The sequence below is a fragment of the Arthrobacter sp. efr-133-R2A-120 genome, assembly GCF_030209835.1.
Lineage (GTDB): Bacteria > Actinomycetota > Actinomycetes > Actinomycetales > Micrococcaceae > Arthrobacter.
Genome location: NZ_JARVRF010000074.1, coordinates 1 through 1,448, shown reverse-complemented (window position 1 = coordinate 1,448; position 1,448 = coordinate 1). Strand labels below are relative to the sequence as shown.

General features: G+C 64.4%; 2 protein-coding genes. Both read left to right on the top strand.

Annotation, left to right across the window (positions count from 1 at the left end):
* Window positions 1–672 (top strand): glycine cleavage T C-terminal barrel domain-containing protein (locus QRN52_RS23290; RefSeq protein ID WP_284756199.1); only part of this gene is annotated, 672 nt, incomplete at its 5' end.
* Window positions 673–1,180: 508 nt separating this feature from the next.
* Window positions 1,181–1,448, top strand: a 268-nt coding sequence (locus QRN52_RS23285) for a glycine cleavage system protein H (RefSeq protein WP_284756198.1), incomplete at its 3' end; no start/stop codon positions are given.

Here is a 1,448-nt window from a genome sequence, read left to right as displayed (position 1 = left end):
GAAATCCTCCTGCGTTTGGTTCCGGCCGGACAGCACGCGCTGGTCACCGGGCTCAAGTACTACGCCGCCGTCGAGGTGCCCTTCACCTTTGCCGGGAACACGACCGATCTGCTGCTCGCCCGCACCGGTTACACGGGCGAGGACGGCTTCGAAATCTTCGTGGACAACGACGCCGCTGCCGCCCTGTGGCAGGCCATCGCGGAAGTCGCCGAGGACGGCGAGCTGATCCCCGCCGGCCTGGCATCCCGGGACTCCCTGCGCCTCGAAGCCGGGATGCCGCTCTACGGCAACGAGCTCTCCCGCGAAGGCAACCCCTTCTCGGCAGGCCTGGGTCCTGTTGTGTCGCTCGCCAAGGAAAGCGACTTCGTGGGCCGCGCTGCCCTGGAAGCCCTGAAGGCTGAGGGCGCCGGTTCCACCAGCGGCCGCAAGCTGGTAGGCCTCAAGGGCCTGGGCCGTCGCGCCGGCCGCAGCCACTACCCGGTCCTCAAGGACGGTGCGGTGGTCGGCGAAGTCACCTCCGGCCAGCCGAGTCCCACACTCGGTTACCCCGTAGCACTGGCCTACGTCGACGTCGAACACGCCGAACCAGGCACGGCACTTGATGTGGACCTGCGCGGCAAGCCTGAAGCGTTCGAGGTTGTCGCCTTGCCGTTCTATAAGCGGGTTAAGTAACTCGGCTCGCCTTTCGGCACGTCGGGTCCAGTGGGTGGATGACCGTGGTTGCGTTTGGCCCGTCGGGTCCGACATCCTCTGCATGCTCGGTCGCGAAGACGCCCGCTAAGCGGACGTGACGCTCCCTTAGACGCCCGCTGCCGGATGCCGGCACCCGATGGGGCCCTGCATCTCACCTCTGGTTCAGCTCACCTCGGGTTCAGTTCCAGTCCGGCACCTTTGGCCCGCTTTTGAAAGCCAAAGGTGCTGGAAAATGGGCCACCTGCCGCAGATTGGCCCACTGGAACTGAATCGGCCTACGGGAACCACGGGTCACCTACTAAACCCGAAAGGGCCAGCGTTCTTTTCCCGAACTGTTGGCCCCGAAAACTGAACAAGCCTCTAGCGGTGGGGGAGCGGCATCCGGCAGCGTGCGTCAAAGCGACGAAGGAGCAGCACGCAGAGGATGGCGTCCCCCGCCGCGTAACCTGACCACAACTGTTTTTTAGACCAACGCAAAGGAAAGAACATGGCAAAAGTTGCACCTGAACTCCAGTACTCCGACGAGCACGAGTGGGTTTCCCGCGAAGCCGGCAATCTTGTGTCTGTCGGCATCTCCGCCGTGGCCACCGATGCCCTCGGCGACATCGTGTACGTTGACTTGCCCGAGATCGGTTCCGCTGTGACGGCGGGGGAGACCTGCGGTGAGGTTGAGTCCACCAAGTCCGTCTCGGACCTGTACTCCCCGGTGACGGGCGAGGTTACGGAAGTGAACTCCGCCGTCGTGGAGGATCCTG